Annotated in this window: 31 protein-coding genes; 13 read left to right on the top strand and 18 right to left on the bottom strand. The window is 62.9% G+C overall.

Annotation, left to right across the window (positions count from 1 at the left end; genetic code table 11):
- Positions 1–6: 6 nt before the first annotated feature.
- Both AC1DYW_RS29510 and AC1DYW_RS29515 read right to left on the bottom strand, forming a co-directional pair.
- Positions 7–204 carry a hypothetical protein gene (locus AC1DYW_RS29510; RefSeq protein WP_095085597.1) on the bottom strand — a complete coding sequence of 66 codons (198 nt, stop codon included), beginning with the start codon at positions 202–204 and terminating at the stop codon, positions 7–9.
- Between the two features lie 153 nt (positions 205–357).
- Positions 358–753 carry a GFA family protein gene (locus AC1DYW_RS29515; RefSeq protein ID WP_457154013.1) on the bottom strand — a complete coding sequence of 132 codons (396 nt, stop codon included), beginning with the start codon at positions 751–753 and terminating at the stop codon, positions 358–360.
- 117 nt (positions 754–870) lie between these two features.
- Between AC1DYW_RS29515 and AC1DYW_RS29520 the strand changes: the two genes are divergently transcribed.
- Complete coding sequence (locus AC1DYW_RS29520; protein WP_477228538.1) at positions 871–2,073, top strand: isopenicillin N synthase family dioxygenase; 1,203 nt, start codon at positions 871–873, stop codon at positions 2,071–2,073.
- On the opposite strand, the gene AC1DYW_RS29525 is transcribed toward AC1DYW_RS29520, so the two are convergent.
- The 3 genes from AC1DYW_RS29525 to AC1DYW_RS29535 all read right to left on the bottom strand — a co-directional run bounded on the left by AC1DYW_RS29525 (position 1,968) and on the right by AC1DYW_RS29535 (position 3,832).
- The gene (locus AC1DYW_RS29525; RefSeq protein ID WP_477228539.1) at positions 1,968–2,924 is read right to left on the bottom strand and encodes an alpha/beta fold hydrolase; all 957 of its coding nucleotides are present in this window, start codon (positions 2,922–2,924) and stop codon (positions 1,968–1,970) included. The genes AC1DYW_RS29520 and AC1DYW_RS29525 overlap by 106 nt on opposite strands.
- Positions 2,925–2,951: 27 nt before the next feature.
- The gene (locus AC1DYW_RS29530; protein ID WP_457154010.1) at positions 2,952–3,437 is read right to left on the bottom strand and encodes an SRPBCC family protein; all 486 of its coding nucleotides are present in this window, start codon (positions 3,435–3,437) and stop codon (positions 2,952–2,954) included.
- A gap of 146 nt (positions 3,438–3,583) precedes the next feature.
- Positions 3,584–3,832: a ParB N-terminal domain-containing protein gene (locus AC1DYW_RS29535; protein ID WP_095085577.1), complete on the bottom strand. Its 249-nt coding sequence runs from the start codon at positions 3,830–3,832 to the stop codon at positions 3,584–3,586.
- A 155-nt stretch (positions 3,833–3,987) separates the two neighbouring features.
- Here AC1DYW_RS29535 and AC1DYW_RS29540 point away from each other — a divergent pair, with 155 nt between their 5' ends.
- The 6 genes from AC1DYW_RS29540 to AC1DYW_RS29565 are packed head-to-tail and all read left to right on the top strand — an operon-like array spanning position 3,988 to position 10,050.
- Positions 3,988–5,643 (top strand): N,N-dimethylformamidase beta subunit family domain-containing protein, encoded by a 1,656-nt coding sequence (locus AC1DYW_RS29540; protein WP_477228606.1) that lies wholly within the window; start codon positions 3,988–3,990, stop codon positions 5,641–5,643.
- Complete coding sequence (locus tag AC1DYW_RS29545) at positions 5,640–7,007, top strand: aminotransferase family protein (RefSeq protein ID WP_477228540.1); 1,368 nt, start codon at positions 5,640–5,642, stop codon at positions 7,005–7,007. Before AC1DYW_RS29540 ends, AC1DYW_RS29545 begins: the two co-directional genes overlap by 4 nt.
- Before the next feature lie 9 nt (positions 7,008–7,016).
- On the top strand, positions 7,017–7,946 hold the full coding sequence (gene kce / locus AC1DYW_RS29550) for a 3,5-dioxohexanoate:acetyl-CoA acetone transferase (protein ID WP_477228541.1): 930 nt from the start codon (positions 7,017–7,019) through the stop codon (positions 7,944–7,946).
- Positions 7,947–7,984: 38 nt separating this feature from the next.
- Positions 7,985–8,494: a 2-thiouracil desulfurase family protein gene (locus AC1DYW_RS29555; protein ID WP_477228542.1), complete on the top strand. Its 510-nt coding sequence runs from the start codon at positions 7,985–7,987 to the stop codon at positions 8,492–8,494.
- A gap of 3 nt (positions 8,495–8,497) precedes the next feature.
- Positions 8,498–9,025 (top strand): GNAT family N-acetyltransferase, encoded by a 528-nt coding sequence (locus AC1DYW_RS29560; RefSeq protein ID WP_457153506.1) that lies wholly within the window; start codon positions 8,498–8,500, stop codon positions 9,023–9,025.
- Complete coding sequence (locus AC1DYW_RS29565; protein WP_477228543.1) at positions 9,022–10,050, top strand: histone deacetylase family protein; 1,029 nt, start codon at positions 9,022–9,024, stop codon at positions 10,048–10,050. Before AC1DYW_RS29560 ends, AC1DYW_RS29565 begins: the two co-directional genes overlap by 4 nt.
- A 13-nt stretch (positions 10,051–10,063) precedes the next feature.
- Here AC1DYW_RS29565 and AC1DYW_RS29570 read toward each other — a convergent pair whose 3' ends face one another.
- The 3 genes from AC1DYW_RS29570 to AC1DYW_RS29580 all read right to left on the bottom strand — a co-directional run bounded on the left by AC1DYW_RS29570 (position 10,064) and on the right by AC1DYW_RS29580 (position 13,034).
- On the bottom strand, positions 10,064–11,332 hold the full coding sequence (locus tag AC1DYW_RS29570) for a cysteine desulfurase-like protein (protein ID WP_477228544.1): 1,269 nt from the start codon (positions 11,330–11,332) through the stop codon (positions 10,064–10,066).
- A gap of 42 nt (positions 11,333–11,374) precedes the next feature.
- The gene (locus tag AC1DYW_RS29575; protein ID WP_477228545.1) at positions 11,375–12,442 is read right to left on the bottom strand and encodes an aldo/keto reductase; all 1,068 of its coding nucleotides are present in this window, start codon (positions 12,440–12,442) and stop codon (positions 11,375–11,377) included.
- A gap of 118 nt (positions 12,443–12,560) precedes the next feature.
- A complete protein-coding gene (locus AC1DYW_RS29580) occupies positions 12,561–13,034 on the bottom strand; it encodes a hypothetical protein (protein WP_095085555.1) in 474 nt (157 codons plus the stop codon).
- A gap of 396 nt (positions 13,035–13,430) precedes the next feature.
- On the opposite strand from AC1DYW_RS29580, the gene AC1DYW_RS29585 reads away from it, so the two are divergent.
- Positions 13,431–13,595 (top strand): hypothetical protein, encoded by a 165-nt coding sequence (locus AC1DYW_RS29585; protein ID WP_023810361.1) that lies wholly within the window; start codon positions 13,431–13,433, stop codon positions 13,593–13,595.
- 60 nt (positions 13,596–13,655) lie between these two features.
- Here AC1DYW_RS29585 and AC1DYW_RS29590 read toward each other — a convergent pair whose 3' ends face one another.
- Positions 13,656–14,162 carry a DUF1993 domain-containing protein gene (locus AC1DYW_RS29590; protein WP_095085553.1) on the bottom strand — a complete coding sequence of 169 codons (507 nt, stop codon included), beginning with the start codon at positions 14,160–14,162 and terminating at the stop codon, positions 13,656–13,658.
- 140 nt (positions 14,163–14,302) lie between these two features.
- Here AC1DYW_RS29590 and AC1DYW_RS29595 point away from each other — a divergent pair, with 140 nt between their 5' ends.
- The gene (locus AC1DYW_RS29595) at positions 14,303–15,355 is read left to right on the top strand and encodes a DUF1176 domain-containing protein (RefSeq protein ID WP_477228546.1); all 1,053 of its coding nucleotides are present in this window, start codon (positions 14,303–14,305) and stop codon (positions 15,353–15,355) included.
- Positions 15,356–15,383: 28 nt separating this feature from the next.
- Here the strand turns inward: AC1DYW_RS29595 and AC1DYW_RS29600 are convergent, their stop codons facing one another.
- The 8 genes from AC1DYW_RS29600 to AC1DYW_RS29635 form a co-directional block, all read right to left on the bottom strand.
- On the bottom strand, positions 15,384–16,280 hold the full coding sequence (locus AC1DYW_RS29600) for an alpha/beta hydrolase family protein (RefSeq protein WP_477228607.1): 897 nt from the start codon (positions 16,278–16,280) through the stop codon (positions 15,384–15,386).
- A gap of 33 nt (positions 16,281–16,313) precedes the next feature.
- Positions 16,314–17,924, bottom strand: coding sequence for an NTP transferase domain-containing protein (locus tag AC1DYW_RS29605; protein WP_477228547.1), 1,611 nt, complete (start codon positions 17,922–17,924; stop codon positions 16,314–16,316).
- Entirely contained in the window at positions 17,921–18,625 is a 705-nt protein-coding gene (locus AC1DYW_RS29610) for an XdhC family protein (protein WP_477228548.1), read from the bottom strand. Before AC1DYW_RS29610 ends, AC1DYW_RS29605 begins: the two co-directional genes overlap by 4 nt.
- A 5-nt stretch (positions 18,626–18,630) precedes the next feature.
- The gene (locus tag AC1DYW_RS29615) at positions 18,631–18,969 is read right to left on the bottom strand and encodes an XdhC family protein (protein ID WP_095085542.1); all 339 of its coding nucleotides are present in this window, start codon (positions 18,967–18,969) and stop codon (positions 18,631–18,633) included.
- A 94-nt stretch (positions 18,970–19,063) separates the two neighbouring features.
- On the bottom strand, positions 19,064–19,459 hold the full coding sequence (locus tag AC1DYW_RS29620) for a RidA family protein (protein WP_477228549.1): 396 nt from the start codon (positions 19,457–19,459) through the stop codon (positions 19,064–19,066).
- Between the two features lie 69 nt (positions 19,460–19,528).
- Positions 19,529–20,773, bottom strand: a complete 1,245-nt coding sequence (locus AC1DYW_RS29625) for a vWA domain-containing protein (protein WP_477228550.1) — start codon at positions 20,771–20,773, stop codon at positions 19,529–19,531.
- A 3-nt stretch (positions 20,774–20,776) separates the two neighbouring features.
- On the bottom strand, positions 20,777–21,706 hold the full coding sequence (locus tag AC1DYW_RS29630; protein ID WP_477228551.1) for an AAA family ATPase: 930 nt from the start codon (positions 21,704–21,706) through the stop codon (positions 20,777–20,779).
- Entirely contained in the window at positions 21,703–22,230 is a 528-nt protein-coding gene (locus AC1DYW_RS29635; protein WP_095085520.1) for a flavin reductase, read from the bottom strand. Before AC1DYW_RS29635 ends, AC1DYW_RS29630 begins: the two co-directional genes overlap by 4 nt.
- 180 nt (positions 22,231–22,410) lie before the next feature.
- Between AC1DYW_RS29635 and AC1DYW_RS29640 the strand changes: the two genes are divergently transcribed.
- Together AC1DYW_RS29640 and AC1DYW_RS29645 are read left to right on the top strand one after the other, a co-directional pair.
- Positions 22,411–23,484 (top strand): branched-chain amino acid ABC transporter substrate-binding protein, encoded by a 1,074-nt coding sequence (locus AC1DYW_RS29640; RefSeq protein WP_477228552.1) that lies wholly within the window; start codon positions 22,411–22,413, stop codon positions 23,482–23,484.
- Positions 23,484–24,509, top strand: a complete 1,026-nt coding sequence (locus AC1DYW_RS29645; protein WP_477228553.1) for a P1 family peptidase — start codon at positions 23,484–23,486, stop codon at positions 24,507–24,509. The genes AC1DYW_RS29640 and AC1DYW_RS29645 overlap by 1 nt, the downstream gene beginning before the upstream one ends.
- 9 nt (positions 24,510–24,518) lie before the next feature.
- Here the strand turns inward: AC1DYW_RS29645 and AC1DYW_RS29650 are convergent, their stop codons facing one another.
- Entirely contained in the window at positions 24,519–24,773 is a 255-nt protein-coding gene (locus AC1DYW_RS29650; RefSeq protein ID WP_184870741.1) for a DUF2171 domain-containing protein, read from the bottom strand.
- 133 nt (positions 24,774–24,906) lie between these two features.
- Here AC1DYW_RS29650 and AC1DYW_RS29655 point away from each other — a divergent pair, with 133 nt between their 5' ends.
- Together AC1DYW_RS29655 and AC1DYW_RS29660 are read left to right on the top strand one after the other, a co-directional pair.
- On the top strand, positions 24,907–25,632 hold the full coding sequence (locus tag AC1DYW_RS29655) for a DUF2259 domain-containing protein (protein ID WP_477228554.1): 726 nt from the start codon (positions 24,907–24,909) through the stop codon (positions 25,630–25,632).
- Positions 25,633–25,739: 107 nt separating this feature from the next.
- Positions 25,740–26,153 (top strand): hypothetical protein, encoded by a 414-nt coding sequence (locus AC1DYW_RS29660; RefSeq protein ID WP_477228555.1) that lies wholly within the window; start codon positions 25,740–25,742, stop codon positions 26,151–26,153.
- The last annotated feature ends 20 nt before the right edge of the window (positions 26,154–26,173 follow it).

The following is a 26,173-nucleotide window of genomic DNA, read 5'->3' on the forward strand; positions in this document are numbered from 1 at the left end:
CCGTAGCTAAGTAAGCAGCCATTGCTGGAAACAGCTTTTGGCCACCATATGGGCCGGCGGCACCATAGGCTCGTCGACGGAAGTCCGGCGAACCCGTTCGAGCAGCATGCGCACCTGTTCGGGGCGCACACGATCGCGCTCCATCACAAGCAGGACCATCGGATCGCTCAAAAGCTCGTCCAGGGTGCTGATGCTGTCGTTCATCCGTCGTCTCCTCGAATGCCGTACCCGCGCCCCATAAATAGGGACACGATGATGGCCCGCCAATGACGCTTTGCCGGCTATCTCGTGTCTCTTTCGATTAAATTTTGTTCATGCTTGAGGCTCCTTTCTCCCTTGCGGAAAAAGGCAAAAGCTTCAGCCTGGCGGTGCGCCTTCATACTGCGGCAGGCCATCGTCAAGCATCACCCAGGGCTGCTTCGAGGCCGTGAAAATATGCATTTGCGGCTTGAAGGCCGTGGGATCGTCGAGCGAACCGGTGGTGATGCCGATGATGCCGGCGGAATCGCGCCGGGAGAACATCGTCGTGCCGCAGCTTGGGCAAAAGCCGCGCTTGAGATCGGGTGAGGTGTTCACCATCGCCAGTGACCCCTCGATCGTCACTTCATCGACGCGAAACAGCACGCGTGCGTTGAAGGCGGCGCCAATCACCTTCTGGCACAGCCGGCAGTGGCAGACGCGTTCGTTGATGGGGGCTGCGTCGACGCGATAGCGCACCGCCTTGCATAGGCATCCGCCCTGATATTTGGCCATCGTCCTTGATCCATAGGTGAAGAGAATAGGCGGCAAGGTAATGGCCGACCCGATTGGGTCAATTGAAAAGCTTTGATACAACGCCATCGCTTATCGTGATGCAGTGGACCTGAAGCCATGACACCGGACATCGAAACCATCGGCATTGAGGATCTGTTCGGGCCGTCCTCGCCCGCCCGTGACCGTACCGACGCCAGGATCATGGCCGCAGCTTCGGGGATCGGCTTCATGGCCGTCCGGGACTTTCCCGGCGATGACCGGCTGACGCCGGAAAGAAGGGCGCAATTGCTGCGCATCTTCGCGCTTCCCGACGGGGAGAAGCAGAAATTGCTGCGCTGGAATTTCGACCGCAGCAAAAAGAACGTCTATCGCGGCTGGTTCCCTTTGCAGCCGGCAGCCGTTTCCTACAAGGAAGGCATCGACATGGGTCCGGACCTTGCCGATCCGGGTCTTGTCGACGCGGCTGATGCCTCGGTTTCCGACGATCCGTTGTGCGAGCCGACACCCCTGCCGGCCGAAGAGGCCCTGCCCGGCTGGCGCGCGGCGGCAGCGGACTACTACCGCGCCATGGAGACGGTGGGCAACGCGCTGATGCGGTCGATCGCCCGCGGACTTGGCCTGCCGGAAACGATCTTCGACGCCTATTTCGATCACGGCATCTCGACGCTGCGCCTGATCCGTTACCCCTTGCGTGACGCCAATGCCGGCGTCGACACCAGCGGACCGGAGTTTTCGGTGGTGCACAAGGGCGAGACGCGCACCATCATCGGCCGCGAGCATGCCGATTCCGGCTTCGTCACTTTGCCGGCGCAGGACGGTGTCGAAGGTCTGCAAGCAATGAACCTCGCCGGCGAATGGATCGACGTGCCGCCGGCCAATGGCACACTAGCTGTCAATTTTGGCCAGTTGCTGGAGCGCTGGACCGGCGAACGCGTCCGCGCGACGCGACACCGGATGATCGCGCCGAAGACGGCGCGCTTCTCGATCCCGTTCTTCTACGAGCCACGCGTCGACGCGGAGATCGCGCCGCTGCCGCTGACCGACGCGGAGCCTTTCGAGCCGTTCCTCTACGGCGACCATCTTTGGGAAGCGGCGACGAATTTCGTCGAGATGAGCGGCATCAAGCATCTCAGGCAGCCGCGCCGGGCGAAGGCTTCATATACAAAGACCGCCGGCCATTTCGTCGGAAACGGCCGGTGGGAATCGGCAGGCGGTTATTCGGTTTCGCTGACGACCTCGTCCCAGGTCTTCACCTTGGTCTCGCCGTTGAGAAACGGCAATGCGGCAGCGGTCAGTTCGGGGGCGAAGAAGACATCGTAGTGGGTGCGGTTGGGCAGGATCGCCAGGCGGTTCTGCGACAGGTTCTCGCGCATCCAGCCGGCGTCCTTCAGCCCGCCGCCGAGCATCTGGTAGAACTTGATCTCGTGCTCGGGCCGGTACATGTCGCTGTCGCCATAGGCCAGCATGACCGGCATCTTCAGCTTGGCGACGTCGGCGGAATAATCGTAGTTCTGACGCATGAAGTTGCCGAGCGTGTCGAGGAGTCTCGGGAAGTCCTCTGGATGCGGCGCCACCGCGACGTAGGATTTGTACATCGGCGTGTTCTTCATGAAATCGGCCGCCGCCGCGCTGACTTGCGCCTGCTGGCCGCGCATCTCGGCGTAGAAACCGTCCGCGGCATAGCCGGTCGAAACCAGCACAAGGCGGCGCACCGTTTCAGGATGCTGGACCGCCATGCGGAAGGCGACGCCGCCGCCCAGCGAATAGCCCATGACGTCGACCTTGTCGTAGCCGAGCGCCTTGACGAGATCAGCCATGTCGTCACCGATCGCCTCCAGGGTGAACGGCCGATCGCCGAGTGCCGTGCGGCCATGACCCTGCAGGTCGACGCCGATGACGGTGCGATTCTCGGCAAGCTTGGGCAGGATCGGCGCGAACATGTCAGTCGTGCCAAGGCCGCCATGGAGCAGAAGCAGCGGCTCGCCCTTGCCGTAGACGGCGTAATAGTAGTTCAGGCCGTTGACCGGCAGCAGGCCAGATTTTTCCGGCTTCGGCAGTGGGTTCGTAGCGGTCGTCATGGCGGGTTTTGCCTCCTCTGCATTGGTGGCGCCCGGTGAAGCAAGAAGCGCTGCAGCCGAAGCAAGAATGGCGAAAATCAGGGTTTTGAACATATCGATCTCCTCCTCGTCCCGGCGGTATCAAAGCGTTCTGGCGAGCTCTTCGAGCTGGTCGGTGCACTGGCCCCAGCCCTCGTGAAAGCCCATCTTCTCGTGCTGCTCGCGGTCGGCGACACTCCAGTGCCTGACCCGAGCAATGTAGCGGGTCTTGCCATTGCCCTCGTCCTCGAAGGTCAGCACGCCGGTCATGAACGGCTTCTCCGATGGCTCCCATGCCTTTGTGTAGGCGTCGGTAAAGACGATCTTCCTGCCGGGAACGACTTCGAGGAAAACGCCGGGGTTGGGGAATTCATTGCCGTCGGGGCCTGCCATCACGACAAGGCTCGAGCCGCCGGTGCGCACATCCATTTCGGCGCGCGGCGTCGTCCACGGCTTTGGCGCGAACCACTGCGTCACCAGTTTCGGGTCTGTCCAGCAGCGATAGACGTTCTCGCGCGGCGCATCGATGATGCGGGCCAGAACCAGTTCGCGGTCATTGGCGGGAGCGATGTCGAGCTTGGTGGTCATGATGGGTCCTTGCGTGGTTTGATCTGGCTTGCGTCCCTAGGACGAACGGATGACGCGCAAGTCGACATCGCCAGAGAAAAAATCTGGGCCAGCGAAAAAATCTGGAGAAATGCGCCTGTTGGATAGAGATCACGAACGAAGGAGCGTCAGTGGCGCTTGGCCTGCACCAGATAGGCGTCGATCTCGGTCTCGCCGAGCCATTTGGCTGCTTCCAGCCGATGCAGGCCTTCGACCAGGATATGGCGCTTGCCGTCGTGGCGGACCTGGATCGGTGTTTTCATACCGTTTTCGAGGATGTCCTCGGCCAGATGTCGGACAGTCTCGGGATGCAGCGTCTTCTTGCGTGCCGTCGGCACGTAGATGTCGTCGACCTTGACCTTCTGGATTCTCAGCATGCCGCCTCCGGTGGCGGAAAACGCCGCCCTTTGTGGAGATAGTCTTTTTGGCCACAGGGGCCAAGGGCGCGGCTAACGAATGCTGGCCCGATGGTTTCCATTTGACGCTTGACCGCCAGATCGCCGAAATGGCGCCTTTGAAACTTCAGGGCTTCATGATCAACCTTCCGACCGAATTCCCCGATTTCGGACTGACGCCGGAGCAGCGTCGCCACGCGGTACGCGGCCACTACTACGAATGGCCTGGGATGGATGGCGAGCGCGGCGAGATCTGGTGCTACAGCGACCGGTTTTCCTATCGCGCCGGCGAGACCGTGGCGTTCCATGTCAGTTCGACGGCTCCGGCATTCAACATTGCGATCGTCCGCGATGGCGGCACCGAGACCAAAGTGTTCGAGAAATCGGGCATCGCGGCGCGCTGGCAGGACAGCCCCGACCAGTGCTCGGTCGAAGGCTGCGGCTGGGAAGCCTCGTTTGAATTCCGCGTCGGGGCAGACTGGCCGTCCGGCGCCTATCGCGTGACGCTTGAAGCGGATGGCCGTGATGGCAAGCCGATCCATTGCCATCATCTGTTCATCGTCAGCCCGCAGCCCGGCAAGAAACCCGGCCGAGTGCTGCAAGTGGCCGCAACGGGCACCTGGCTTGCCTACAACACCTGGGGCGGCTCCAACCACTACCAGGGCATCACCGGGCCGGACCGCAACCAGTATTCGCCCGTCGTGTCGACGCAACGCCCCTGGTGCCGCGGTTTCGTCGTGCTGCCGAAAGACGCGCCGCGTGTGCCGCTGGAAGTCGCCGTACCGCCAAAGACGGTGCCGCGCTATCCGCACATGGAATGGGCGCTCGCCACCGGTCATTCGAAGAAGTACGCCTCGTCCGGCTGGGCCAGCTACGACAGCCATTTCCTCCGCTTTGCCGAACGGGCCGGCTATGGCGTCGACCTCGCCAGCCAGCACGATCTGCATTTCTCACCTGAGATTCTCGACGGTTACGACTGTGCCGTCTTCGTCGGCCATGACGAATACTGGACCTGGGACATGCGCGATGCGGTCGACGCCTATGTCGAGCGCGGCGGCCATGCAGCGCGCTTTGCCGGCAATTTCATGTGGCAGACGCGGCTGGAGGACGAGGGCCGCCGGCAGGTCTGCTACAAATACCGCGCACGTGCCGAGGACCCCGCCTATCTCCACGGCGGCGACGTCACCCGCGCCACCAATTCCTGGGAAGCGCCGGAAATCGGCCGGCCGGGTTCAGCGACCTTCGGGCTCAACGCGACGCGCGGCGTCTATGCCGGCTGGGGCGGCTGCGCGCCGCGCGGCGTGCGCGGCTTTCCGGTCTACCGGCCAGAGCATTGGGCCTTTGCCGGCACCGGCGTCTATTATGGCGACCTGCTGGGCGCCGACAGCCATGTCTATGGCTATGAGGTCGATGGGCTCGACTTCGAGATACGCGGCGGCCTTCCCTACCCCACCGCGACCAGCGGTGCGCCCGACGGGTTGCAGGTTCTCGCCGTTGGCATGGCATCCCAGGTCGAGGAAAGCGCAGATATCCCGATAGAGGACCAGTTCCTTACCGACGAGGATGGCCGCTTCACCGCCGAAACGCTGTTCGGCGAGGCCAGCGACGCCAATCTGGAAAAAGTCAAACGCGGCAACGGCATGATCGTCAATTTCCCGCGCGGCAAGGGCGAGGTGTTCCATGCCGGAAGCTGCGAGTGGGTCGCCGGCCTGCTAAGACAAGACCCGATGGTCGAACGCGTCACCAGGAATGTCCTCGACCGTTACCTCGGCCGAAAAAAGAGGGGCGAATGATCGCTGTGCAGTCCGTTGAAACCGACCGCCGACCGAACCTTTTCCATTTCACACGAATCCAACGGCCAATTGTGGACCGCGCCGATGGGATCTACCTATGGGACAAGAGCGGCCGCCGCTACATCGACGGATCGAGCGGCGCGGTTAACGTCAACATAGGTCATGGTAACCGCAACGTCATCGACGCGATGACGCGGCAGCTTGATCGCGTGAGCTTCGCCTACATCTTTCAATTTGAGAACGAACAGGCCATCGAACTCGCGCGGGGGCTGGCCGATCGGCTACCGAACGGACTCGACCGCATCTATTTCGTCTCGGGCGGCTCTGAGGCGATCGAGGCCTGCCTCAAGCTTGCGCGGCAATGGGCGGTAGCAACAGGTCAGGACAAACGCTGGAAAGTCATCGGACGTATGCCCTCCTATCACGGCGTGACGATCGGCACGCTTGCCGTCACTGGCGACGACATCCTCACCAAGACTTTCGACCCGATCGGTCGGCCGATGCCTTTGGTGCCGGCCCCTTTTGTCCATCGCGATCACGACAATCTGTCGACGGAACAGCGTGGCATCCGCTACGCCGATATGCTGGAGGAAAAGATCCTGGAGGAAGGGCCGGAAAGCGTGCTCGCCTTCGTCATGGAACCGATCGGTGGTGCCGCGACCGCAGCGCTGGTGCCGCCCAACAGCTATTTTCCGCGTATCCGCGAAATCTGCGACCGCTACGGGATCCTATTGATCCACGACGAGGTAATGACTGGCATCGGACGCACCGGAAAATTCCTGGGTGGCGACCATTGGTCCTGCCGGCCGGATATCGTTGCGCTGTCGAAAGGCCTTTCATCTGGCTATGCCCCGCTTGGCGCACTTGCCGCGACACAGAAGATCGTCGGGCCGGTTGTGGAGACCGGTGGCTTCCTGCATGGCCACACATATGGCGGCAACCCGGTCGCTTGTGCAGCGGGCGTTGCGGTGCTTGGAGAGGTCGACCGCCTTGGCTTGGTCGAGAATTCGGCCAGCATGGGCGAATTGCTGAGGGGTGAACTCGAGGCCCTGACTCGGCGCTTTCCTTTCATTGCCGACGTGCGGGGCAAGGGGCTGTTCATGGGAGCCGAAATTTACGCGGATCCGCTGGCCAAGGAGCCATTGCCACAGGGCCTCAACGCCAATTTGAGGCTCATCGATCTGGCGTTCGAGCGCGGATTGATCATCTATTCGCGGCGCGTGCGTGGCGGGCCAGTGAGCGACAATTTCATGGTCTGCCCGCCTCTGATTGTGACCCGCGATCAGATTGGTGAGATCATCGCGGTCCTTGGCGACTCGCTGCAGGCGCTGGCCGCCGAACTCGACCTGCCGGTCGAAGGCTGAGGGACAAAAATGGCGCCGCGAAAAGTCATCATCACCTGCGCCATCACCGGCTCAGTGCACACGCCGTCGATGTCGCCCTATCTGCCGGTGACGCCGGACCAGATCGCCACCGAGGCGATCGCGGCCGCCGAAGCCGGGGCCTCGATCCTGCACCTGCATGCCCGCGATCCCAGGGATGGTCGGCCAACCGCCGATCCGGACGTCTTCATGCAGTTCCTGCCGCGCATCAAGCAGGCGACCGACGCGGTGATCAACATCACCACCGGCGGCTCGTCGCTGATGACGCTCGACCAGCGGCTGGCGGCGCCGCTGCGGGCCGAACCCGAAATGTGTTCGCTCAACATGGGCTCGATGAACTTCGCGCTGTTTCCGATGCTCGACAAGCCGAGGGAGTGGCAGCACGAATGGGTGCCGAAGCTGCTTGAAGCCACGCGCGACACCATCTTCAAGAACACCTTCGCCGACATGGAGGGCGTGCTAGAGAGGCTGGGCAAGGGCTGCGGCACGCGCTTCGAATTCGAGTGCTACGATGTCGGCCACCTCTATTCGCTGGCGCATTTCCGCGACCGTGGACTGGTGTCGGGACCGCTGTTCATCCAGTTCGTGCTGGGCATACTGGGCGGCATCGGTGCTGACCCGGAAAACCTCGTCCACATGAAGCGGATCGCCGACAAGCTGTTCGGCGACAGCTACCAGTTCTCGGTGCTGGCCGCCGGCCGCAATCAGATGCCGCTGATCTCGATCGCCGCGGCGATGGGCGGCAATGTCCGCGTCGGCCTGGAAGACAGCCTTTTTGATGGCCGCCAACTGGCGAAGTCCAATGCCGATCAGGTGCGCCGTATCCGTGGCATTCTCGAGGGGCTGTCGCTGGAGGTTGCCTCACCCACCGAAGCGCGCGACATGCTGGCGCTCAAGGGCGGCGACCGGGTGGCGTTCTAGGGGGTATTGGAGGTCGAGTGGCAAGCGGAGGAGCTGATATGGAAAGGGTTCTCGTTTCAGCCTGCCTGCTCGGCAGCAAGGTTCGCTACAACGGCTCCTACCGCCTCAACGACCATCCCATTCTTGCGCGATGGCAGGCAGAGGGACGGATCGTGCAGATCTGCCCGGAGGTTGCCGCGGGCTTCTCCACGCCACGTCCTCCGGCAGAAATTCGAGGCACAGGCGACGGCCACGCAGTGCTGCACGGCCAAGGCCGAGTGGTCGAGCAAACGGGAAACGATGTGACCTCACTTTATCTCGAAGCCGGGCGGCTCGCACTCGATCTCGCCCGACAAACAGGCTGCCGGTATGCGGTTCTTACCGACGGCAGCCCGTCCTGCGGCAGCAGTTTCATCTATGACGGGCGTTTTTCGGGAAACCGGGTGGCTGGCCAGGGCACGACCACCGCGCTGCTGGAAGCGAACGGCATCCGCGTCTTTTCGGAAGACGGCATTGACGAGCTTGATGACCTTCTGACCAGGCCGGGCTCGGCCGGCGCCGCGGCCTGAGCCATGCCAGAGAAGACCCAAGCCAGGACCACCGACACCGTTATCCGGCCCGGCCGCATCGACGACGTCGACACCATCCATACGGCGATCCTGAAACTCGGAACGCACATCGGCGCGCCGGAGGAGATCATCTCGACAGCAGACGATCTCAGAACCTACGGCTTTGGCGAAAAGCCTGCCTTTTCCACCTTGATTGCCGAAGTGGGTGGCGAATTCGCCGGCCTCTGCCTCCACTTCCCGATCTTTTCGACCTGGATGGGCCGGCCCGGCGTCTATGTGCAGGACCTCTATGTCGAGGACCGGTTCCGCGGCCGCAAGATCGGCGAGCGCCTGCTGCGGCATGTCGCGGCGCAGTGCCGGAAAGAAGGCGGCGTCTATCTGCGGCTATCAGTCGACACCGACAATGAGGTCGCCAAGGCGTTTTATGAAAGGCTGGGCATCGCCTGGTCGAGCTACGAGCAGACGCAGAAGATCATCGGCGATGCCTTTTTTGCCTTTGCCGACGCGCCGCAGAACGGGGAACAGGAATGAAAGCCTTCTATGCCGAGGAACAGAAGCGCCACGACCCCAAGGCCTTTCTTTCGAGCGGTGCCGCGAAGCCCAATCCGGAACAGCCCGAACGGGTCGAACGATTGTTAGCCGGCGCATTATCTGCCGGCTGCACGATCGAGCGGCCGCGCAATCATGGGCTTGGCCCGGTCTCGGCGGTGCACACGCCGGAATATCTCGACTTCCTCGAGCACATTTTCGAGCGCTGGCAGCGCATCGAGGGCGCTTCCGCCGAAGTGATCCCCAATATCCACCCGATCGCGCGGTCAGGCAGCTATCCGGCCTCGGCGGTCGGCCAGGCCGGCTATCATATGGCCGACACCGCTTGCCCGATCTCGGGCGAGACATGGCAGAGCGCGCTCTGGAGTGCGTGGAGCGCCCTCGAAGCCGCTGAAGCCGTGACATCAGGCGCGCCGGCCGCCTATGCGCTGTGCCGGCCGCCCGGCCACCACGCCTTTGCCGATGTCGCCGGTGGCTTCTGCTTCATCAACAATTCGGCCGTTGCAGCTCAGGTTCTGCGCAAACAGGCTGCGCGGGTGGCGATCCTCGATGTCGACCTGCACCACGGCAATGGAACGCAAGGCATCTTCTATGCGCGGCCGGATGTGCTCACCGTCTCGCTGCACGCCGATCCGGTGCGCTTCTATCCATTCTTCTGGGGCCATGCCGACGAGCGGGGCGAAGGTCCGGGCCTTGGCTACAATTTCAACCTGCCGCTGCCGCGCAAATCCGCCGATGCGGCGTTTCTCGAAGCGCTAGTGGTGGCGTTCCAGCGTATCCGCGCCTTTTCGCCGGACGCGCTGGTCGTGGCGCTTGGCCTCGACGCGTTCGAGGGCGATCCGTTCGGCGGGCTTTCGGTGACGACACCGGGCTTCTCCCGCATTGGCGAGGCCATCGCCAAGCTCGGCCTGCCGACCGTCATCGTCCAGGAAGGCGGCTATCTCTGCGACGAACTCAGTGACAATTTGACGGCCTTCCTTACCGGTTTCGGTGGCAAGAAGGCGTGATTTCAAGCGGGCGTCAGGAGCGCTGCTGCCTGAGCATTGCGATGACCCGGTGCACGCTCTCCAGCGTCTCGTCGATTTCGGCTGCCGTGTTGTAATGCGCGATGCCGATGCGCACGACGCCATGTTCGGCCGGAATGCCGAGCTGGTGGACGATCTCCCAAGCGTAGTTGTGGCCGGACCACAGGAAGATGTTTTCGGCGTTCATCTGCCGAACGATCGTCTCCGGCACTATGCCGTCGACGGTGAAGGACACCGTCGGCACGCGCTCGGCGAGCCGCTTCGGATCGGTGATGCCGTGAATGGTCAGGCCTGAAATGTCCGACAGCCCTTCGATCAGCCTTTGCGCCAGCGGGTTTTCGTAGGCGATCGACACCTCGAACGCCTTGGCGATCTTGCGCCTTCGCGACCCACCCTCGCCCGCTGCCGCACCCAGTCCTGAGAAATAGTCGACCGCGGCCGTGAGACCCGCCATCAGCTCGATCTGCGGCGTGCCGAGTTCGAACCGCTCCGGCAGGCCATTCGAAGAACAGCGGCACTTGTAGGGCTTCAGACCATCGATGACATCGCGCCGCCCCCACAATATGCCCATGTGCGGACCGAAGAATTTATAGGCCGAGCAGAGCAGGAAATCGCAACCGAGATCTTTGACGTCGATCAGGCCATGCGGCGCAAACTGCACGGCGTCGACATAGACCAGGGCGCCGGCATCCCTGGCGATGGCGGTCAAAGCCTTCACCCGGTTGATCGAGCCGGTGAGGTTGCTGGCGTAGTTCAGCGCGACCAGCCGGGTCTTCTGCGAAAGCAGATCAGCCAGCGTCGCCTCTTCGACCTGCCAGCTCTTTTCGTCGAACGGCAGCCAGCGCACCACCAGGCCAAGGTCCTCGGCCAGTTGCAGCCAGGGCGAGACATTGCCCTCATGGTCCATGCGGGTGAGGATGATCTCGTCGCCGGGCTTCATCGTGCGGCCGAGCGTGCGCGACATGTGATAGGTCAACGTCGTCATGTTGGCGCCGATGATGATTTCCTCAGGGCTTTCCGCACCGAGGAAATCGGCCATCGCCTGATGCGCCTCGTCGACGACGGCCTGCGCTGCGACAGTCGTTTCGAAATAGCCGCCGAGGTTGGCGTTGGTGGTCAGAAGGCAGCGCGACACGGCGTCGGCTACTGCCTGTGGCACCTGCGTGCCGGCAGGATTGTCGAGATAGATCCGCCGCCGCCCCTTGTCGGTCAGGGAGAGCGCCGGAAACCTTCCACGCACTGCCTCGATCGGAAAATCCACCATTGTCTCCACCCCTCTGTCATTCCTGTATAATTCTGTCCCCTATCAAGGACAGGGATTGCCGACGCGCTGATGGATCGCGTCCACCGCCTTCTGCATCTCTTCGGTCCAGACGACGTCGACCGAAGACAACGCCATGTCGAGCTGCGCAAGGGTGGTCGCGCCGACGATGTTCGAGGTGACGAAGGGCCGGCTCGAGACGTAGGCATTGGCAAACAGCGCCGGTTCGAGGCCAAAGGAGCGCGCCAGCTCATTGTATTCGAGCTGTGCCTCGGCCGCGTTGGGTGTCTCGTAGCGCTGGCCGCGGTTGAAGAGCTGCGAGCGCGACCCCTGAGGGCGGGCGCCATGGTCGTATTTGCCGGTCAGATAGCCCTGCGCCAGCGGCGAGTAGGGAAGCAGCGAAACCTGTTCGCGCTCGCAGACCTCGGCGAGGTTCACCTCGAAGGTGCGGTTGACGAGATTGTAGGCGTTCTGGATCGACGCGACGCGGGGACCGATGCCTTTGTCGGCCTCCGCCAGGAACCGCATCACGCCCCAGGAACTTTCGTTCGATAGGCCGAAATGGCGGATCCTGCCGACCTTCAGCAGTTCGTCGAACACGGCAAGCGTCTCGGCGATCGGCGTTTCGTCGGTTGGTGCGCCCACAGAATCGGCGCGGCGCGGTACAGCGCCGACGCGCGTCGGGTTGGCGCCCCAGGGGATGTCCCGTTCCGGCCAGTGGATCTGGTAGAGGTCGAGATAGTCGGTGCCGAGCTTGGCCAGCGATTTGTCGATGGCGTCAAAGATATCGGCACGCACCAGTTGCGACGGCCTGTCGCCGCGGAACCAGCCGTTGGCGGTGCGGCCGACGACTTTCGAGGCCAGGATCACCTTGTCGCGGTTGCCGTTGGCCTTCATCCAGCTGCCGATGATCTTCTCGGTCCGCCCTTGCGTCTCCGCCTTGGGCGGGATCGGGTAGAGCTCGGCGGTGTCGATGAAATTGACGCCGCGCGAGAAGGCCAGATCCATCTGGGCGTGGCCATCTGCCTCGGTGTTCTGCTGGCCCCAGGTCATGGAGCCCAGGCAGATCTGGCTAACAAGAAGATCGGTCCGACCGAGACGGCGTTTGTGCATGGAATTCTGCTCCGGAGGGAAAGCTTGCGTGGCGGCGTGGAAGGAAGCCGCATCTATAGGGAAAGCAGAGGCGCTCTCCAAGCCTCGCCAGCCCGACTTTTGGGTGAACCAGTAGCGTTTAGCGGCGAGCGCCGGCCAGCGCGCGGCGCTTTGCCTCGTCGATCAGCATATTGGCCACCTGCATGCGGATCATGGCGCGCTGGCGCAGGTGCGGAGCGACACGGTCCGGATGGTTGGCAAAGGCGAAGCTGCGGCGCATGCGGCCAAAATCGGCGACCTGCTTGGGCTGATTGAGGCCAAGTTCGACGGCAATGGATTCCGGATCGATCGGCGGCAGGCTTTCCTCGGGCTTCAGCTCTTCGCCGGCGAGTGCCAGTCTGGCATGCTCGAGCAAGGCGGCGAATTCGGTCGCCAGATCGGCGCCGGCCTCGCGATATTCAGTGGAAAAGCTGCTGCCCGAAACCTTGATGCGGCCGGAATGAAGTTCATCGGCCACAGAGAGATAGTCGAACGGGATGGATGGGCGAGCGCCGGACTCTTCGCCCTCGATCCCGTCGAGCTTGTCTGAAGCGACGAAGAGGTCGTCGAGCAACGAAGCGAAATCCCGCTTGGCGCCAGTAGCGATGTCAGCCTCCCCCTTGCTCGACTATCCAAGCTTCAGACCATAGAACCGGCTCGTTAAAAATGCATGCCACCGATGTTAACGAATTTAGCCGTTGCCGGGACCAAAGCTGCGGTATCTGCCGTCGCAAAACAAAAGCCGGACTGCACTTTCATGCAGTCCGGAATTCGCCAGGAGTGGCGAGGAAAAGCCGGCCATGTGCCGGCGTTCAGCCTACGGTGCGCATCGGGAAAAAGTTGCACCCGCTCGCAAAACTATGCTCGGAAAAATCATCAGGACATGGCAGGCATGCAAATGCTGCACTGCACAATTGTCACGATTCACCTATATTAGCAGCCGTGGAGGAATCAACCAGGAGCCTGAACCATGGGTTTCTTCACTGAAATGTTCGCCCGGCCGCGGCCGCAGGAACATCTGAGATACCGCTCGGCACTCGCACTGCTTCATTCGATGAGCAATGCCGACCGCGCCGACATCGGCATCAAGCCCGCCGACTTTCCGCGCATCGCCCGCGAAATGTCCATTCGCTAGACACATACGCTCGCGAGATGTCCCGGACCCGTCCAGGACATCTCAAAAACCTCAAGTCCTTCAGCGCGCGCCGAGGAACGTCGCCTTGCCCAATGGCACGCCATTGTGGCGAAGGATGTCGTAGGCAGTGGTGAGGTGGAAATAGAAGTTGGGCATGGCCACATGCAGGAGATACTGCAGGCCGGGCATCGAGCGTTCGCGCCCGCCAAGCTTCAACTCGATCACCTTGTCGTCCGACCCGTCGAACTCGGCGGCTGAAAATGTCGCCAGCAGGTCCAGGGTCTTCGTGATGCGCGCCTGGATATCGGCAAAACTCGCCTCGTTGTCCTCGTAACTCGGCACTTGCCGACCGGCGAGCCGCGACGGCGCACCCTTGGCGTGGTCGGTGGCGATCTGCACCTGCCTCGTCAGCGCAAACATGTCGGGCGCCAGCCTGGAGGTCAGGAACACCTGCGGGTCGATCTTGCGCTCAAGCGCATTCTGTTCGGCTGCCGCCAGTATGGTGGACAGGGCTTTCAGCCTCTCCGTAAACACAGGCACGGATACCTCATACATCGATATCGTCACGTCAAATCTCCTTGTCCGGCCGGAACGCCGGCCGACGGACGTAGCGCCTTCAGGCACGATTCTTCAAGCACCACCAGCGCCACGTCACCACGTTGCCGCAATCGCCATAGTAGAATCTCCCCATCGAGCGGAGATTCCCGATGAGACGCGCCCTTTTCGCAGCGACTGCCTTTCTCTCCCTTGCTACAGTAGGCCAAACAGTACTGGCCGCCGACGATACACCCGAAGCGCCGTATGTCGACGATCGATCAAGCGCCGACGCCGTCGTCCGCTCACTTTACAGCGCGATCAACCGGCATGAATTCGCTCGCGCCTGGGGTTATTTCGGAGATACAAAGCCAGCAAAGGACTTCGACAGTTTCGTCAAGGGCTATGACGGCACCGACAAGGTCGAGGTCCAGACCGGTGCAATTTCAGACGAAGGCGCTGCCGGCAGCATTTTCTACAACGTCCCTGTCGCCATTCGCGCCACCGACAAGACCGGCGGCGAAAAGGTCTTTGCCGGCTGCTATACGCTGCGCCAGGTCAATGCACAGATCCAGGCGGCGCCGCCCTTCGATCCGATCCACATCGAAAAAGGTGCGCTGAAACCCTCGACCGCCGATTTCGAGGAGGCGCTGCCGCCAAGCTGCGGCGACGGGCCGCCACCTCCGAAGAAGGACACGGCACTGGAGCAGGCCAAGAAGGCCTTCCTGGCGACTTATGGCGACCAGTGCGACAAGCAGTTCCTGGCCGATGAGCCGACCGTTTTTTCGATCAAATACAAGGACAAGGATGCAGCGCCCGGCGATCCCGACAAGGAAACACGGCTGTTCCATTTCTCCTGCTCAGCGGCTGCCTACAATGAAAGCTCGGTCTACTACATGACCGACGAGCTATCGGCCGTGCAGCAATTGCAGTTCGCCGAACCCAAGATGGATATCCGCTACGAGAACAATGACAGCGACGGCAAATTGCTGGGCATGAGCATCGTTGGCTTCCAGACGACCGGCTGGGCGGTCAATTCCGACTATGACGAGGAAGCCCACACGATCACCACCTTCAACAAGTGGCGCGGCGTCGGCGATGCATCCGATTCGGGGACATATCTGTTCCGCAATGGCAATTTCTCGCTGGTCCAGTACGACGTCGACGCATCCTACGACGGCGAGGAGAATCCGCAGACGGTTGTCGACTACAATACCGCGCCCTGAGGGTTACCCCGGCTTCCCGCAGCGTCGATCAAGGTGCCTTCGACAGCATCCAGTTGAGGGTGCCGCGCCAATCGGTCATGCGGATCGGCGTGCCGTGGGTGCCTGTCTCGAAACGGACGAAGCGGGTCGGATAGGGATAGGCTTTCGATTTGGCGATGATGGCACGGAAGAAGGCTTCCTGCTTTTCCACCGGGAAAACCACGTCATGGCTGCCCTGTCCGAAGAAGACCGGGACGTGACGCCTGAAGGCCGGGCTTGAGAAAAAACTCTCGTCCCATAGCGAGCCGAGCAGCAGCAGGCCGTTGATGCGCCGGCCCGTGTCGTTGCGGGCAGCAAGCTTCCAGCACAAGGACCCGCCCATCGAGCCACAGGCGATGAAAATCTTCGCGCTGGGAGATTGTTCGGCATAATGATCGATCAGCGCCGCCACCTGGGCCGCACCCTTGTCGCCGAAATCGGGAAAGTCGGGGCTGAGATAGAGGCCGCCATTACCGGCCATCAGGTTCTTGAGCCGGTTGAAATTGCCGCCGAAGGTGAAGTCGTCGACGCCTTGCTTGCGGCTGCCACCCTGCCCGTGCAGGTAAAGCACGATGATGCCGGCACCCTCGGTCTTGCCGACGGCAACGTGCCTGACGTCGCCGGCATCGGTCTTCAGCAGCAGATCCTGCTGCACCTTGCGCACGCTGGTGTCGGTGTATTGCGCGCGCACCCTGCGCTCCGGCACCTCGTCACGCTGGTTGATGTCGCGTAGCTCGTGGTAGTCGAGAACCGTGTAGGCGCCGCTGGTGTCGGACGACAGCACGGCCGGATAGGCGAAGAGATCGTCCTTGAAGGGTTTTAGCGACAGCGTCTGACTTTGCGCGGCCACCGACAACAGGGCCGTCGCGGTTACAAAGACACAGAAAAATCGGAAGCGGAATGACATGCCAGCAGGCATGCGTTTTTCAGCTTCGGTTTGTCAATCCTGCAATACGCCGCCGGCGCCTTCCAGCGCTTCGCGGGTGTCGACATCGACGGACGCCCCTGCGCCGATCTCGACATCGATGACATCGAGCCCTTCGGCCTCGACCAGATGGCGTGCACCGGTGTCGCCTTCCAGATGGGCGATCGCCGGAAACAGCGAGCGCGGCAAAAGCACCGGATTGCCGCGTTTGCCGTCATGCGAGGCGCGCACCACCGAATTGCCACCGGCCTTGCGGAATGCATCGATCAACCTGTCGAGGTCATCAGACGAGACACCCGGCATGTCGCCGAGAACGATCATCACGCCGGCGGAGTCTTCGGGCAGATAAGCAATGCCGGCCTTTAGCGAGGTGGACAGGCCGTCGGCGAAATCGGGATTGTCGGCGAAAGCCACATCCAGCCCCGCCAACGCCGCCTGCACCCGCTCGCGCTGGTGGCCGGTGACGACAATCGTGGCCGAAGCCTTCGAGCCGAGCGCGCGCTCGGCGGTGCGGCGCACCAGCGGCTTGCCGTCGAACAGCGCCAAGAGTTTGTTCGGCCCGCCCATGCGGCTCGACCGGCCAGCCGCCAGAAGCACGATGCCAACCTTGAGCTTGTTTTTGGGCGGCAGGGGTTCGCGCGGCTGCGGCCGGGTCGGGATTTCCATCAACAGCCCGCCGACGCCCATGCCGGCGATATCCTTGGCGGTCACGTCAAGGCCAGCGATCAACCGGTCCAGCACCCAGTCGAAGCCATTTTCCTTGGGGCTGCGGGCGCAGCCCGGTGCACCGATGACACGTTTGCCGCCGAGCATACCGAGCACCAGCAGATTGCCGGGATCGACCGGCATGCCCGCGCGGATAACAGTACCACCCGCCCTCTCGATCGCCGCCGGAATGACATCGGCGAAATCACTCATCGCCGACGCGCCGAAGATCACCACCATGTCGTTGTCGCGCGCCAGCAAGGCCGCGGCCTCCGCCACCGGAGCGATCTCGTGCGGGGTGCGACGCTCCGCTGTCAGCCTGCCGCCGGTGCGCGCCAGCCGCGCTTCGGTGACGCGCAGCGTCTTGTCGAGCACGCTCGGCTTGATGCCCGGCAGGACGGTCTGGATGACGCCGACACGCACTGGCTGATAGGCGTTGACGGCAAAGACTTCCCCGCCGGCGCAGATTTTCTTGACCGCATCGACCAGCGCAGAGCTGACCGCGAAGGGAATGATCTTCACCGTCGCGACCATCTGGCCTTTCTCGACCGGCGCATGCTGCGCCAACGTAGCGATGGTGATGGCGGGATCGACGGCGTTGATGGCGTCGATGACAGCGGCGTTGACGGTGAAGATACCGGCTGACCCGGCGTGGAGATTGACCCGCCCGGTCGCGGCCGGCCGGGCGTCGATGCCGCGAAAGGCCATGCTCTCGGCTATTTCCTGCGCGGCGGCGTCCTCACTGAGATCGTCGGCGGCCAGCACGGCCGCAACGACCTGAGAAATGCCGGCGCCGCGCAGCAAGGCCACGTCTTCGGCGTTCAGCCTGTGCGCCTTGCGAAAGCGCCGTTCGCCGGCCGTGGTGGCATGCGCCAGCACCGCACCTTCGGCCGCTTCGATCGGAATCGGGCCGAATTTCACGCTGCCGCGCCTTTCACTTCCAGACCGCGCGAGCGGAAGGCATGGACGACCTGCGCCAGCACCGCGACCGCGATTTCGGCTGGGCTGGCGGCACCGATGTCGAGCCCGATCGGCGCGTGAATGCGGGCGATCTCGTCGGCGCTCGCGCCAAGCGCCAGCAAGCGTTCGACACGCTTGGCGTGGGTTTTGCGGCTGCCAAGCGCGCCGACATAGAAGCAGTTGGCGTCGAGCGCTGCCTTCAGCGCAAAATCGTCGATCTTCGGATCATGGGTGACAGCGGCAAGCGCCGTGTAGCTGTCGAGCGGCTGTCGCTTCAGCACGTCCTCCGGCCATTCGGCATGCAGGGTGACATCGGGAAAGCGGTCTGATGTGGCAAAGGCGGTGCGGGGATCGATGATCTCCAGGGGATAGCCTGCGATCCTGGCCATCGGAGCCAGCGCCTGGCTGATGTGCACAGCGCCGACGACAACCAGCCGCGGCTGCGGCAGATGCGCGTTGAGAAAGAAGGTCCGTCCCTCGGCCTCGACCGAACCGGAATTGCCTGATCGAAACGCCCTGGCGACAGCAACGCCGAGATCGCCTGCAACCTGGTCGCCTTCGCGCACGATACGGTCGCGGCCGTCACCGAGATCGGTGACGAGGATCGCCGCGCGGCGGGCGCGGCGTTCGGCGTTCAACATCTTGAGCGCATACGGGTCCATAAAGGTCAGCCCAATCTTTCAACATAGACTTTGATGCGGCCGCCGCAGGACAGGCCGACCTGCCAGGCGGTTTCGTCGGCAACACCGAACTCGAGCATCCTGGCCTTGCCTGTGTCGATCACATCGATCGCTTCGGTAACCACCGCGCCTTCGACGCAGCCGCCGGAGACCGAGCCGTGGAAATTGCCGTCGGCGTCGATGACCAGATGGCTGCCCACGGGGCGAGGCGCCGATCCCCAGGTCTCGACCACCGTGGCGATGGCGACATCCTTGCCGTCCTTCATCCAGCCTTCCGCGATGATCAGCGGATCGCGGGCCTCGTCGAGATAAATGCTGTTTTCCATGGTCGCTTCTCTTGGAGTCTGTTTATGATCTGGGCACCGCCAGTTCGCGCAAGCGGGTTCGTCGTGATCCACTTGGCGCGCGGCAAACGCATGGTCAATCAATCACCGCGAATGCGTCAACTTCGATGAGGTAGTCGGGGGACAGGCTCGCCACGCCAAGCACCACGTCGGCTGGTTTGTGATCTCCGAACAACCCTATCCGCGCCTTTTCGATGATCGGCAGGCATTCATCGCGATTGTAGTTGACGACATAGATCGTGATCCTGGTGACCTGCGTAGGCGCCGCACCGGCGGCGGCAAGTGCTCGGCCGAGATTGGCAAACACCTGGCGCGCCTGAGTCGCAAGATCACCACGGCCAACAAGCTTACCATGTAGGTCTTCGGGCTCCTGGCCCGAGATGAACACCAACTTGCTCCCTGTCGCAACGACGACCTGGCTGTACGTCTGCGGAATTGGCAGATCCTTGGGGTTGATGCTTTGGAGCGTCATCGATCGGGCCTCCTGTCCGGGGATTTCAATTTTTTCTGGGAGTCTGTTTCCCGATGGATAGACATATGGCTATGCGGCGTGCCTGACACCAGCTTCCAGCCAGCGGCGCGGATCGACCGAAGCGGCCGATTTCTTGTCCAGCGAGGCACAGAGGTCGGCGAGCGCATCGAGATTGTGCACCGAGCGGAATTCGTCGACATGCGGCAGCATCGCCTTGACGCCGCGGGCGCGCGCCTGGAAACCGTCGAAGCGCAGCAACGGGTTGAGCCAGATCAGCCGCCGGCAGGATTTGTGCAGGCGGTCCATCTCCTCCGAGAGGCCGACGACATCGTCGCGCTCCAGCCCGTCGGTGATCAAAAGCACCACCGCCCCCTGCCCCAGAACGCGGCGCGACCACAGCCGGTTGAACTCGGCCAGCGTATCGCCAATGCGCGTGCCGCCCGACCAGTCCTTGACCGCCGCCGAGCAGTCGGCCAGTGCGGCATCCGGATCGCGGTGGCGCATCTGCCGGGTCAGATTGGTCAGCCGGGTGCCGAAAACGAAAGTATGGACACGGCGGCGCTTTTCGGTCAGCGCATGCAGGAAGTGCAGGAAGATGCGCGTGTACTGGCTCATCGAGCCGGAAATGTCGGCCAGCACCACCAGCGGCGGGTGAACCTCGCGCTGTGAGCGGAATTTCGGCAGGATCAGTTCGCCGCCGGTGCGGGCGGCCGAACGCATCATGGCGCGCGGATCGATGCGGCGGCCATGCGCATCGGCCTTGAAGCGCCGGGTCCGCACCATGTCGAAGGGCAGCCGCAACTGGGCGATCGCCTTCCTGGCATCCGCCATCTCGACTGCGTTCATCTGGGCAAAGTCCTTGCCGCGCAGCACCTCGTTGCCGGAAAAAGTAAAGCGGGCATCGACCTCGATTTCGGGGATTTCCTGCGTCGGCTGGTTCTTCTGATGGCCCTCGAACATCGCCTGGCTGACGCGGTTTTCGGCGGCGCGCGGCTTCTGTTTTTGCCTGGTGTCGGGCGCCACCGGCGAGAACATCGCCAGCATCTTCTCGATCAGTTCGCGCGACTTCCAGAACAGCCGGAAAGCTTCGTCGAAGATGGCGTGGTCCTCGTGGCGGGACACCAGCACGGCATGCAGCGTCCAGTAGAAATCATCGCGCGAACCGATGCCGGCGACGAGCACTGCCTCGATGGCATCCTTGACCGACGCCGGTCCGACCCGCATGCCGGCCTTACGCAAAGTGCGGGCGAAATAGACGATATTGTCGGCAATCCGACCGTCCACTGTCGCCTCTTTCGGCTCGGGGCGCGGCATCGCCTACTCCGCCGCCGAAAGCTCAGCCTTCACCTCGTTGAGGATGCGCCGGCCTTCGCCCTGTTCGATACGGGCAATGTCGTCCTGGTATTTCAACAGCACGCCGATGGTGTCGGATACGGTTTCGGGATCAAGCGCCACCTTGTCGAGTTCCGTCAGCGCGCCGGCCCAGTCGATGGTCTCGGCGACGCCCGGCACCTTGAACAGCTCGATCTGGCGCAGCTTCTGGATGAAGGAGACCACCTCGGCCGAAAGCCGCTGGTTGGCCTGGGGCACCTTTCGGCGCACGATCTCCAGCTCGCGCTCGGCATTGGGATAGTCGACCCAGTGATAGAGACAGCGCCGCTTCAGCGCGTCGTGGATCTCGCGGGTGCGGTTGGTGGTGATGATGACGATCGGCGGTTCTTCCGCCTTGATCGTGCCGAGTTCAGGCACCGTCACCTGGAAATCGGACAGGATTTCGAGCAGGAACGCCTCGAAGGCCTCGTCGGTGCGATCGAGTTCGTCGATCAGGAAGACCGGCGCGGCACCCGCCTTGCCGGTCAGCGCGTCAAGCACCGGGCGACGGATCAGGTATTTTTCGGAGAAAACGTTGCGCTCCATGTCGGAGCGGTCGACCTTGCCAGCCGCCTCCTCCATGCGGATCTCGATCATCTGCGCGGCGTAGTTCCACTCGTAGACGGCAGACGAGACGTCAAGGCCTTCATAGCACTGCAAGCGGATCAACCGGCGGCCAAGCGCTTGCGCCAGCACCTTGGCGATCTCAGTCTTGCCGACACCGGCCTCGCCCTCGAGGAACAGCGGCCGTTTCATACGCAGCGACAGGAACAGCACGGTTGCCAATGACCGGTCCGCCACATAGTCCGCACCGGTCAGCAGATCGAGCGTCTCGTCGATCGTCCGCGGCGCGGCACGCGGTTTCAGCTCGTTCATTCTTTCTCCGTGAACGCCGCCGCCCCGCTGTCCAGGACATGGTAGCCGCGGGCGTGATAGATCAGCGGCCGCAAATTATCGCCCATGCGCAGACCTGTCACCTTGCCAAAAAGCACACGATGCGTGGCCAGGTCCTTGCTGTCGATCAGCTCGCAGTCGAACACCGCGAGCGCGCCCTTCAGCGTCGGCGCGCCGGTCGAAATCACGTCCCATTCGCCGAGCGCGAAGCGTTCCTCGACCGGCAGGCCGGTGATGCCGGAAAAGCCGATCGAGAGCGGCTCCTGATGCGAAGCCAGCGTGTTCAGGGCAAATCTGCCGTTTTTCACGAACGGCTCATTCTTGGGGTTTTCACGGTTGAGGCAGACGAGAATCGTCGGCGGCGTGTCCGACACCGAACAGGCCGCGATCACCGTCGCGCCGCGCTTGCCCGCCGGCCCATCGGTGGTGACCACATGGACGTGGCCGGCAAAATGGCTCATCGCGTCGCGATAGGCCTGCGGCCCAATGTCATTCTTCTTCAGCACCGGAAATTGTCCACAGCCAGAAACCTACCGCTATATATGGCGACATACGACATGCCACAAGCGAAGTGCTTGGCCCATATCGTGAAATTCGCGTGTTGCACCAAGGCCGGCCAGCCTTTAGGTCTTGGCGGGAATTGGCGGCTGCGAGATGTCGCCAGTTGGGAGGAATTCATCACCAGAATGCGCCCCGGGATAACGATATCTGCCGCACTGGCCTGGCTGTTCATGGCCGGCGTCGCCAGCGCCCAGACGCTGCTGGTGGGCGTGGCTGCGCCATTGTCCGGACCATCTGCCATCCTCGGCAAACAGATCGACGCCGGCACCGGTCTCGCGGCCGAAGCGAACGGCGTCGAACTCAAAACCATCGATGACGCCTGTACCGCCGATGGCGGAGCCGCCGCGGCCAGGGAATTCGTGGCGGCCAAGGTCACCGTGGTGGTCGGCTTTCTCTGCACCGACGCGATCGAGGCGGCGATGCCGATCCTGAAAGACGCCAACATTCCGGTCATCACCGTTGGCGTGCGAACCGAAAGCCTGACCGACCGGCGCGCCAAGACCGGCTGGCCAGTCTATCGTCTCGGGCCTCGCGGCGACGACGAGCGCAATGCGGTCGCCGCCAGCCTCACCCATCTGTGGCAGGATGAACTGTTCGCCATCATCGATGACGGCACCATCTATGGCCGCGAAATGGCCGAGACGTTTCGGGCGGCGGCCGAACAGGCGGCGCTGAAGCCGGTTTTCGTCGATACGTTCCGGCCGCAGCTCGACAACCAGATCGGCCTGGTCGGCCGGCTGAAGAAGGCCGGCGCGACGCATGTTTTTGCGGGCGGCGACGGCGACGATGTCGCCATCATGGGCCGTGACGCGGCGCAACTCTCTGCCGGTATCGTGTTCGCCGGAGGCGAAAATCTGCGCACACCGCCCGGCGACGTGCCCTATGCGACGGGCACGCTGATGATCGCACCGCCTGAATGGGCCGATGTCGCCGATCCAAAAGTGCTGGAAAGCTTCTCCGCACGGAGGATCGTGCCGGACGGCTACACACTGCCGGCCTACGCGGCGGTCGAGATCGCCAAGGCAGCATCAGGCCTGGCCGAAACTTCAGGCAAGCCGCTGGCCGACGCGCTGACCGGGCATGATTTCACCACCGCGATCGGCCCGGTCCGCTTCGACGCGAAAGGCGACCTCAGCCAGAGCCCGTACCGCGCCTTCCGCTTCGACGGCACACGTTTTGCGCCTTTGGAAAGCAACTGATGTTTCGCACCGGCCCGCGCAATCTGATCACCGATGTTGCCGGGCTGCGGGTCGGCAACGCTTCCGATGCCGGGCTGAAGTCCGGCGTCACGACCATCCTTTGCGACGAGCCGGCGGTGGCCGGCGTGCAGATCCTGGGCGGTGCACCGGGCACCCGCGAGACCGATCTGCTCGAACCGCACAATTCGGTCGAGGCGGTCCATGCGGTGGTGCTTTCAGGCGGTTCGGCTTTCGGCCTCGATGCGGCATCCGGCGTGCAGGCGGCCCTGCGCGAGCGCGGCATCGGGCTCGAAGTCGGTGGCTTTCGCGTGCCGATCGTGCCGGCGGCGATCCTGTTCGACCTGCGCAATGGCGGCGACAAGGACTGGGGTCGTTATCCGCCCTACCGCGACCTCGGCTATGAAGCAGCGCAAGCCGCCACTACCGATTTCCCGCTCGGCACGATCGGCGCCGGCACGGGTGCGCTCACCTCCGGGTTGAAGGGCGGGCTCGGCTCGGCCTCGACGCTGCTCGACAATGGCATCACCATCGGTGCGCTGGCCGCCGTCAACCCGACCGGCTCGGTGACCGTCAGCCGAACCCGTCATTTCTGGGCAGCCCCCTTCGAAATCGGCGACGAATTTGGTGGACTTGGCTACCCCTCGCCGATGCCGGACGACGCGAAACGGATCCTGTTGAAATACCGCGACAAGCATGTCGGCAGGCAGATGGAGACCGGTGGCAACACCACCATCGCCGCCATAGCCACGGACGCGGTTCTCACCAAGGCCGCCGCAAAACGACTGGCGATAGCAGCGCATGACGGGTTCGTGCGCGCCATCTGGCCGACGCACACGCCGGCCGACGGCGACCTGGTGTTTGCGCTGGCGACGGGTACCAGTGGTGTCGAGCTTGGGGCCGATGCGGCGATCGACCTCTATGCCGCGGCCGGCGCCACGATGGCGCGCGCCATCAGCCGCGGTGTGTTTGCCGCGACGCCTGCCGATGACGACCTGTTTCCGGTCTGGTCGTCGCGCTCGGGGTGAAGCAGCCGATCAGACGGGATCGGACTTTTCTTCCTCGAAGGTCACCGCGACATCGGAATTCGCCGACAGCCACACCTTCTTGCCATCGACCTCGGCAACCAGAGCCAGGGAAATGTAGTGGTGATGGCCCTTGTGAGCGCCCTCGCCGCTGTCGGCCTTGGTCAGCTTGATCCGCTTCCCGTCGACCTTGTCGACGGTGCCGACATGCACGCCATCGGCGCCGATGACTTCCATATGCTCACGAATTTTGCTGGTGTCGGTCATGGTGGTTCTCCATTGGATTGCCGACGATAACAAATGACCGGCCGATTGGATGCATCGGCTGTCGGACTGCACGACGTTTTGATTCCGTCGTGCTAGGGGATTGAAACGATCACGGCTGCCGGAGTGAAAACCGATGCGACTGCTCTTCCTGTTTGTCGTTGCCATGCTTGCACAATTCGCGACGTCGATCGCCGCCCATGCCGGCGATGTCGCCGAGCTTGAAATCCTCGGCTTCACCAAGGACGGCGGCGTCTTCGCCTTCGAGGAATATGGCGTCCAGGACGGCTCGGGATTTCCTTATGCCAACCGTTATTATATCGACACGAATGACGACAGCTTTCTCAAGGGAACGCCGGTCAGGGTCCGGATCGACGATGAGAATGCCACGCTCGAAACGGCCCGCCTCGAGGCCCGGCAAAAAGGCGAAGCGATCGTCAAACAGGCTGAGTTGACGGCGAACAGGGGCATCACAGCGGGCTTCAACCCAGTGACCGAGCTTTCGGCCGATCCGCACCGGATGGCGGTCAACCCACGGCCGATTTTTTCGCCGGTCGACCAGCCGCTTGAATTCCGGCTCGACGAGGTCGGCATGAACAACACCGAAGGCTGCGAGAGCCAGGGCGAGATCAACGGCTTCCGGTTGCTGCGCATCGAGGCGCAGGATGGCGGCACGACCAAGCTGTTGCACGAGGACAAGTCGATCCCCAAGAGCCGGGGTTGCCCGAACGGCTACCGGATCGGCGCGGTGCAGACGTTTTCAATGGACAGTCTCAGCGGCTATGCGGTGCTGATCAGCGTGCGCCAATACGGCTTCGAGGGGCCGAATTTTCGCTGGATCGCAGTGACCGGCCGCCTGTGACATCGCTTGTTCAACCCGCTGGGCGCAATCGTGCCCTGAGCCGCCTTCGCCGCGCTATCCCGGCGTCGCGAACAGCGCTTTTCGGCGCCTTGTTGTGGGCCGTGGCGATGGGCGCCAGCGCGCTCGTCACCCTGCTGTTGGATGGCTGGGAGACGCCTGAAAAGATCGGCACCGTGTCGCTGCTCTATGCCTGCGGCGGAGCACTTGCCTTTCCGTTTGGCCTGTTCGCGGCGCGGCTGGTCTCGCTCGGAAGGCGCTGGGAGGTTGCGTTCGCAGCCGCGTTCGTGTGCCTGCTCGGCGCAACCATCGGCCTGACCGGCGGGCTCTATGCCTTGCAATACCGCTCCTATTATGCCGAGTGGCATGCACCGGCTTTCACCCGCAACTGGGCCATCCAGTTCGTCTTCACGGTGTTGATTGCGCTCTACCAGTTCGTGGTGCTGGGCATCCGGCACTATTTTCCGCTCGGTTTCGCCGCCTTGCTTGCCGCGAGCGTCTGGTTTGCGCGGCAGCGGCGTTGAGCATTTTGCCCGCCTCTGTT

The organism is Mesorhizobium sp. P2_D5, from assembly GCF_056404355.1.

Coding starts and splice junctions, on each gene's coding strand:
- AC1DYW_RS29510 (WP_095085597.1), bottom strand. CDS start 204: ATGAACGACAGCATCAGCACCCTGGACGAGCTTTTGAGCGATCCGATG.
- AC1DYW_RS29515 (WP_457154013.1), bottom strand. CDS start 753: ATGGCCAAATATCAGGGCGGATGCCTATGCAAGGCGGTGCGCTATCGC.
- AC1DYW_RS29520 (WP_477228538.1), top strand. CDS start 871: ATGACACCGGACATCGAAACCATCGGCATTGAGGATCTGTTCGGGCCG.
- AC1DYW_RS29525 (WP_477228539.1), bottom strand. CDS start 2,924: ATGTTCAAAACCCTGATTTTCGCCATTCTTGCTTCGGCTGCAGCGCTT.
- AC1DYW_RS29530 (WP_457154010.1), bottom strand. CDS start 3,437: ATGACCACCAAGCTCGACATCGCTCCCGCCAATGACCGCGAACTGGTT.
- AC1DYW_RS29535 (WP_095085577.1), bottom strand. CDS start 3,832: ATGCTGAGAATCCAGAAGGTCAAGGTCGACGACATCTACGTGCCGACG.
- AC1DYW_RS29540 (WP_477228606.1), top strand. CDS start 3,988: ATGATCAACCTTCCGACCGAATTCCCCGATTTCGGACTGACGCCGGAG.
- AC1DYW_RS29545 (WP_477228540.1), top strand. CDS start 5,640: ATGATCGCTGTGCAGTCCGTTGAAACCGACCGCCGACCGAACCTTTTC.
- kce (WP_477228541.1), top strand. CDS start 7,017: ATGGCGCCGCGAAAAGTCATCATCACCTGCGCCATCACCGGCTCAGTG.
- AC1DYW_RS29555 (WP_477228542.1), top strand. CDS start 7,985: ATGGAAAGGGTTCTCGTTTCAGCCTGCCTGCTCGGCAGCAAGGTTCGC.
- AC1DYW_RS29560 (WP_457153506.1), top strand. CDS start 8,498: ATGCCAGAGAAGACCCAAGCCAGGACCACCGACACCGTTATCCGGCCC.
- AC1DYW_RS29565 (WP_477228543.1), top strand. CDS start 9,022: ATGAAAGCCTTCTATGCCGAGGAACAGAAGCGCCACGACCCCAAGGCC.
- AC1DYW_RS29570 (WP_477228544.1), bottom strand. CDS start 11,332: ATGGTGGATTTTCCGATCGAGGCAGTGCGTGGAAGGTTTCCGGCGCTC.
- AC1DYW_RS29575 (WP_477228545.1), bottom strand. CDS start 12,442: ATGCACAAACGCCGTCTCGGTCGGACCGATCTTCTTGTTAGCCAGATC.
- AC1DYW_RS29585 (WP_023810361.1), top strand. CDS start 13,431: ATGGGTTTCTTCACTGAAATGTTCGCCCGGCCGCGGCCGCAGGAACAT.
- AC1DYW_RS29595 (WP_477228546.1), top strand. CDS start 14,303: ATGAGACGCGCCCTTTTCGCAGCGACTGCCTTTCTCTCCCTTGCTACA.
- AC1DYW_RS29600 (WP_477228607.1), bottom strand. CDS start 16,280: ATGTCATTCCGCTTCCGATTTTTCTGTGTCTTTGTAACCGCGACGGCC.
- AC1DYW_RS29610 (WP_477228548.1), bottom strand. CDS start 18,625: ATGGACCCGTATGCGCTCAAGATGTTGAACGCCGAACGCCGCGCCCGC.
- AC1DYW_RS29615 (WP_095085542.1), bottom strand. CDS start 18,969: ATGGAAAACAGCATTTATCTCGACGAGGCCCGCGATCCGCTGATCATC.
- AC1DYW_RS29620 (WP_477228549.1), bottom strand. CDS start 19,459: ATGACGCTCCAAAGCATCAACCCCAAGGATCTGCCAATTCCGCAGACG.
- AC1DYW_RS29625 (WP_477228550.1), bottom strand. CDS start 20,773: ATGCCGCGCCCCGAGCCGAAAGAGGCGACAGTGGACGGTCGGATTGCC.
- AC1DYW_RS29630 (WP_477228551.1), bottom strand. CDS start 21,706: ATGAACGAGCTGAAACCGCGTGCCGCGCCGCGGACGATCGACGAGACG.
- AC1DYW_RS29640 (WP_477228552.1), top strand. CDS start 22,411: ATGCGCCCCGGGATAACGATATCTGCCGCACTGGCCTGGCTGTTCATG.
- AC1DYW_RS29645 (WP_477228553.1), top strand. CDS start 23,484: ATGTTTCGCACCGGCCCGCGCAATCTGATCACCGATGTTGCCGGGCTG.
- AC1DYW_RS29650 (WP_184870741.1), bottom strand. CDS start 24,773: ATGACCGACACCAGCAAAATTCGTGAGCATATGGAAGTCATCGGCGCC.
- AC1DYW_RS29655 (WP_477228554.1), top strand. CDS start 24,907: ATGCGACTGCTCTTCCTGTTTGTCGTTGCCATGCTTGCACAATTCGCG.
- AC1DYW_RS29660 (WP_477228555.1), top strand. CDS start 25,740: ATGGGCGCCAGCGCGCTCGTCACCCTGCTGTTGGATGGCTGGGAGACG.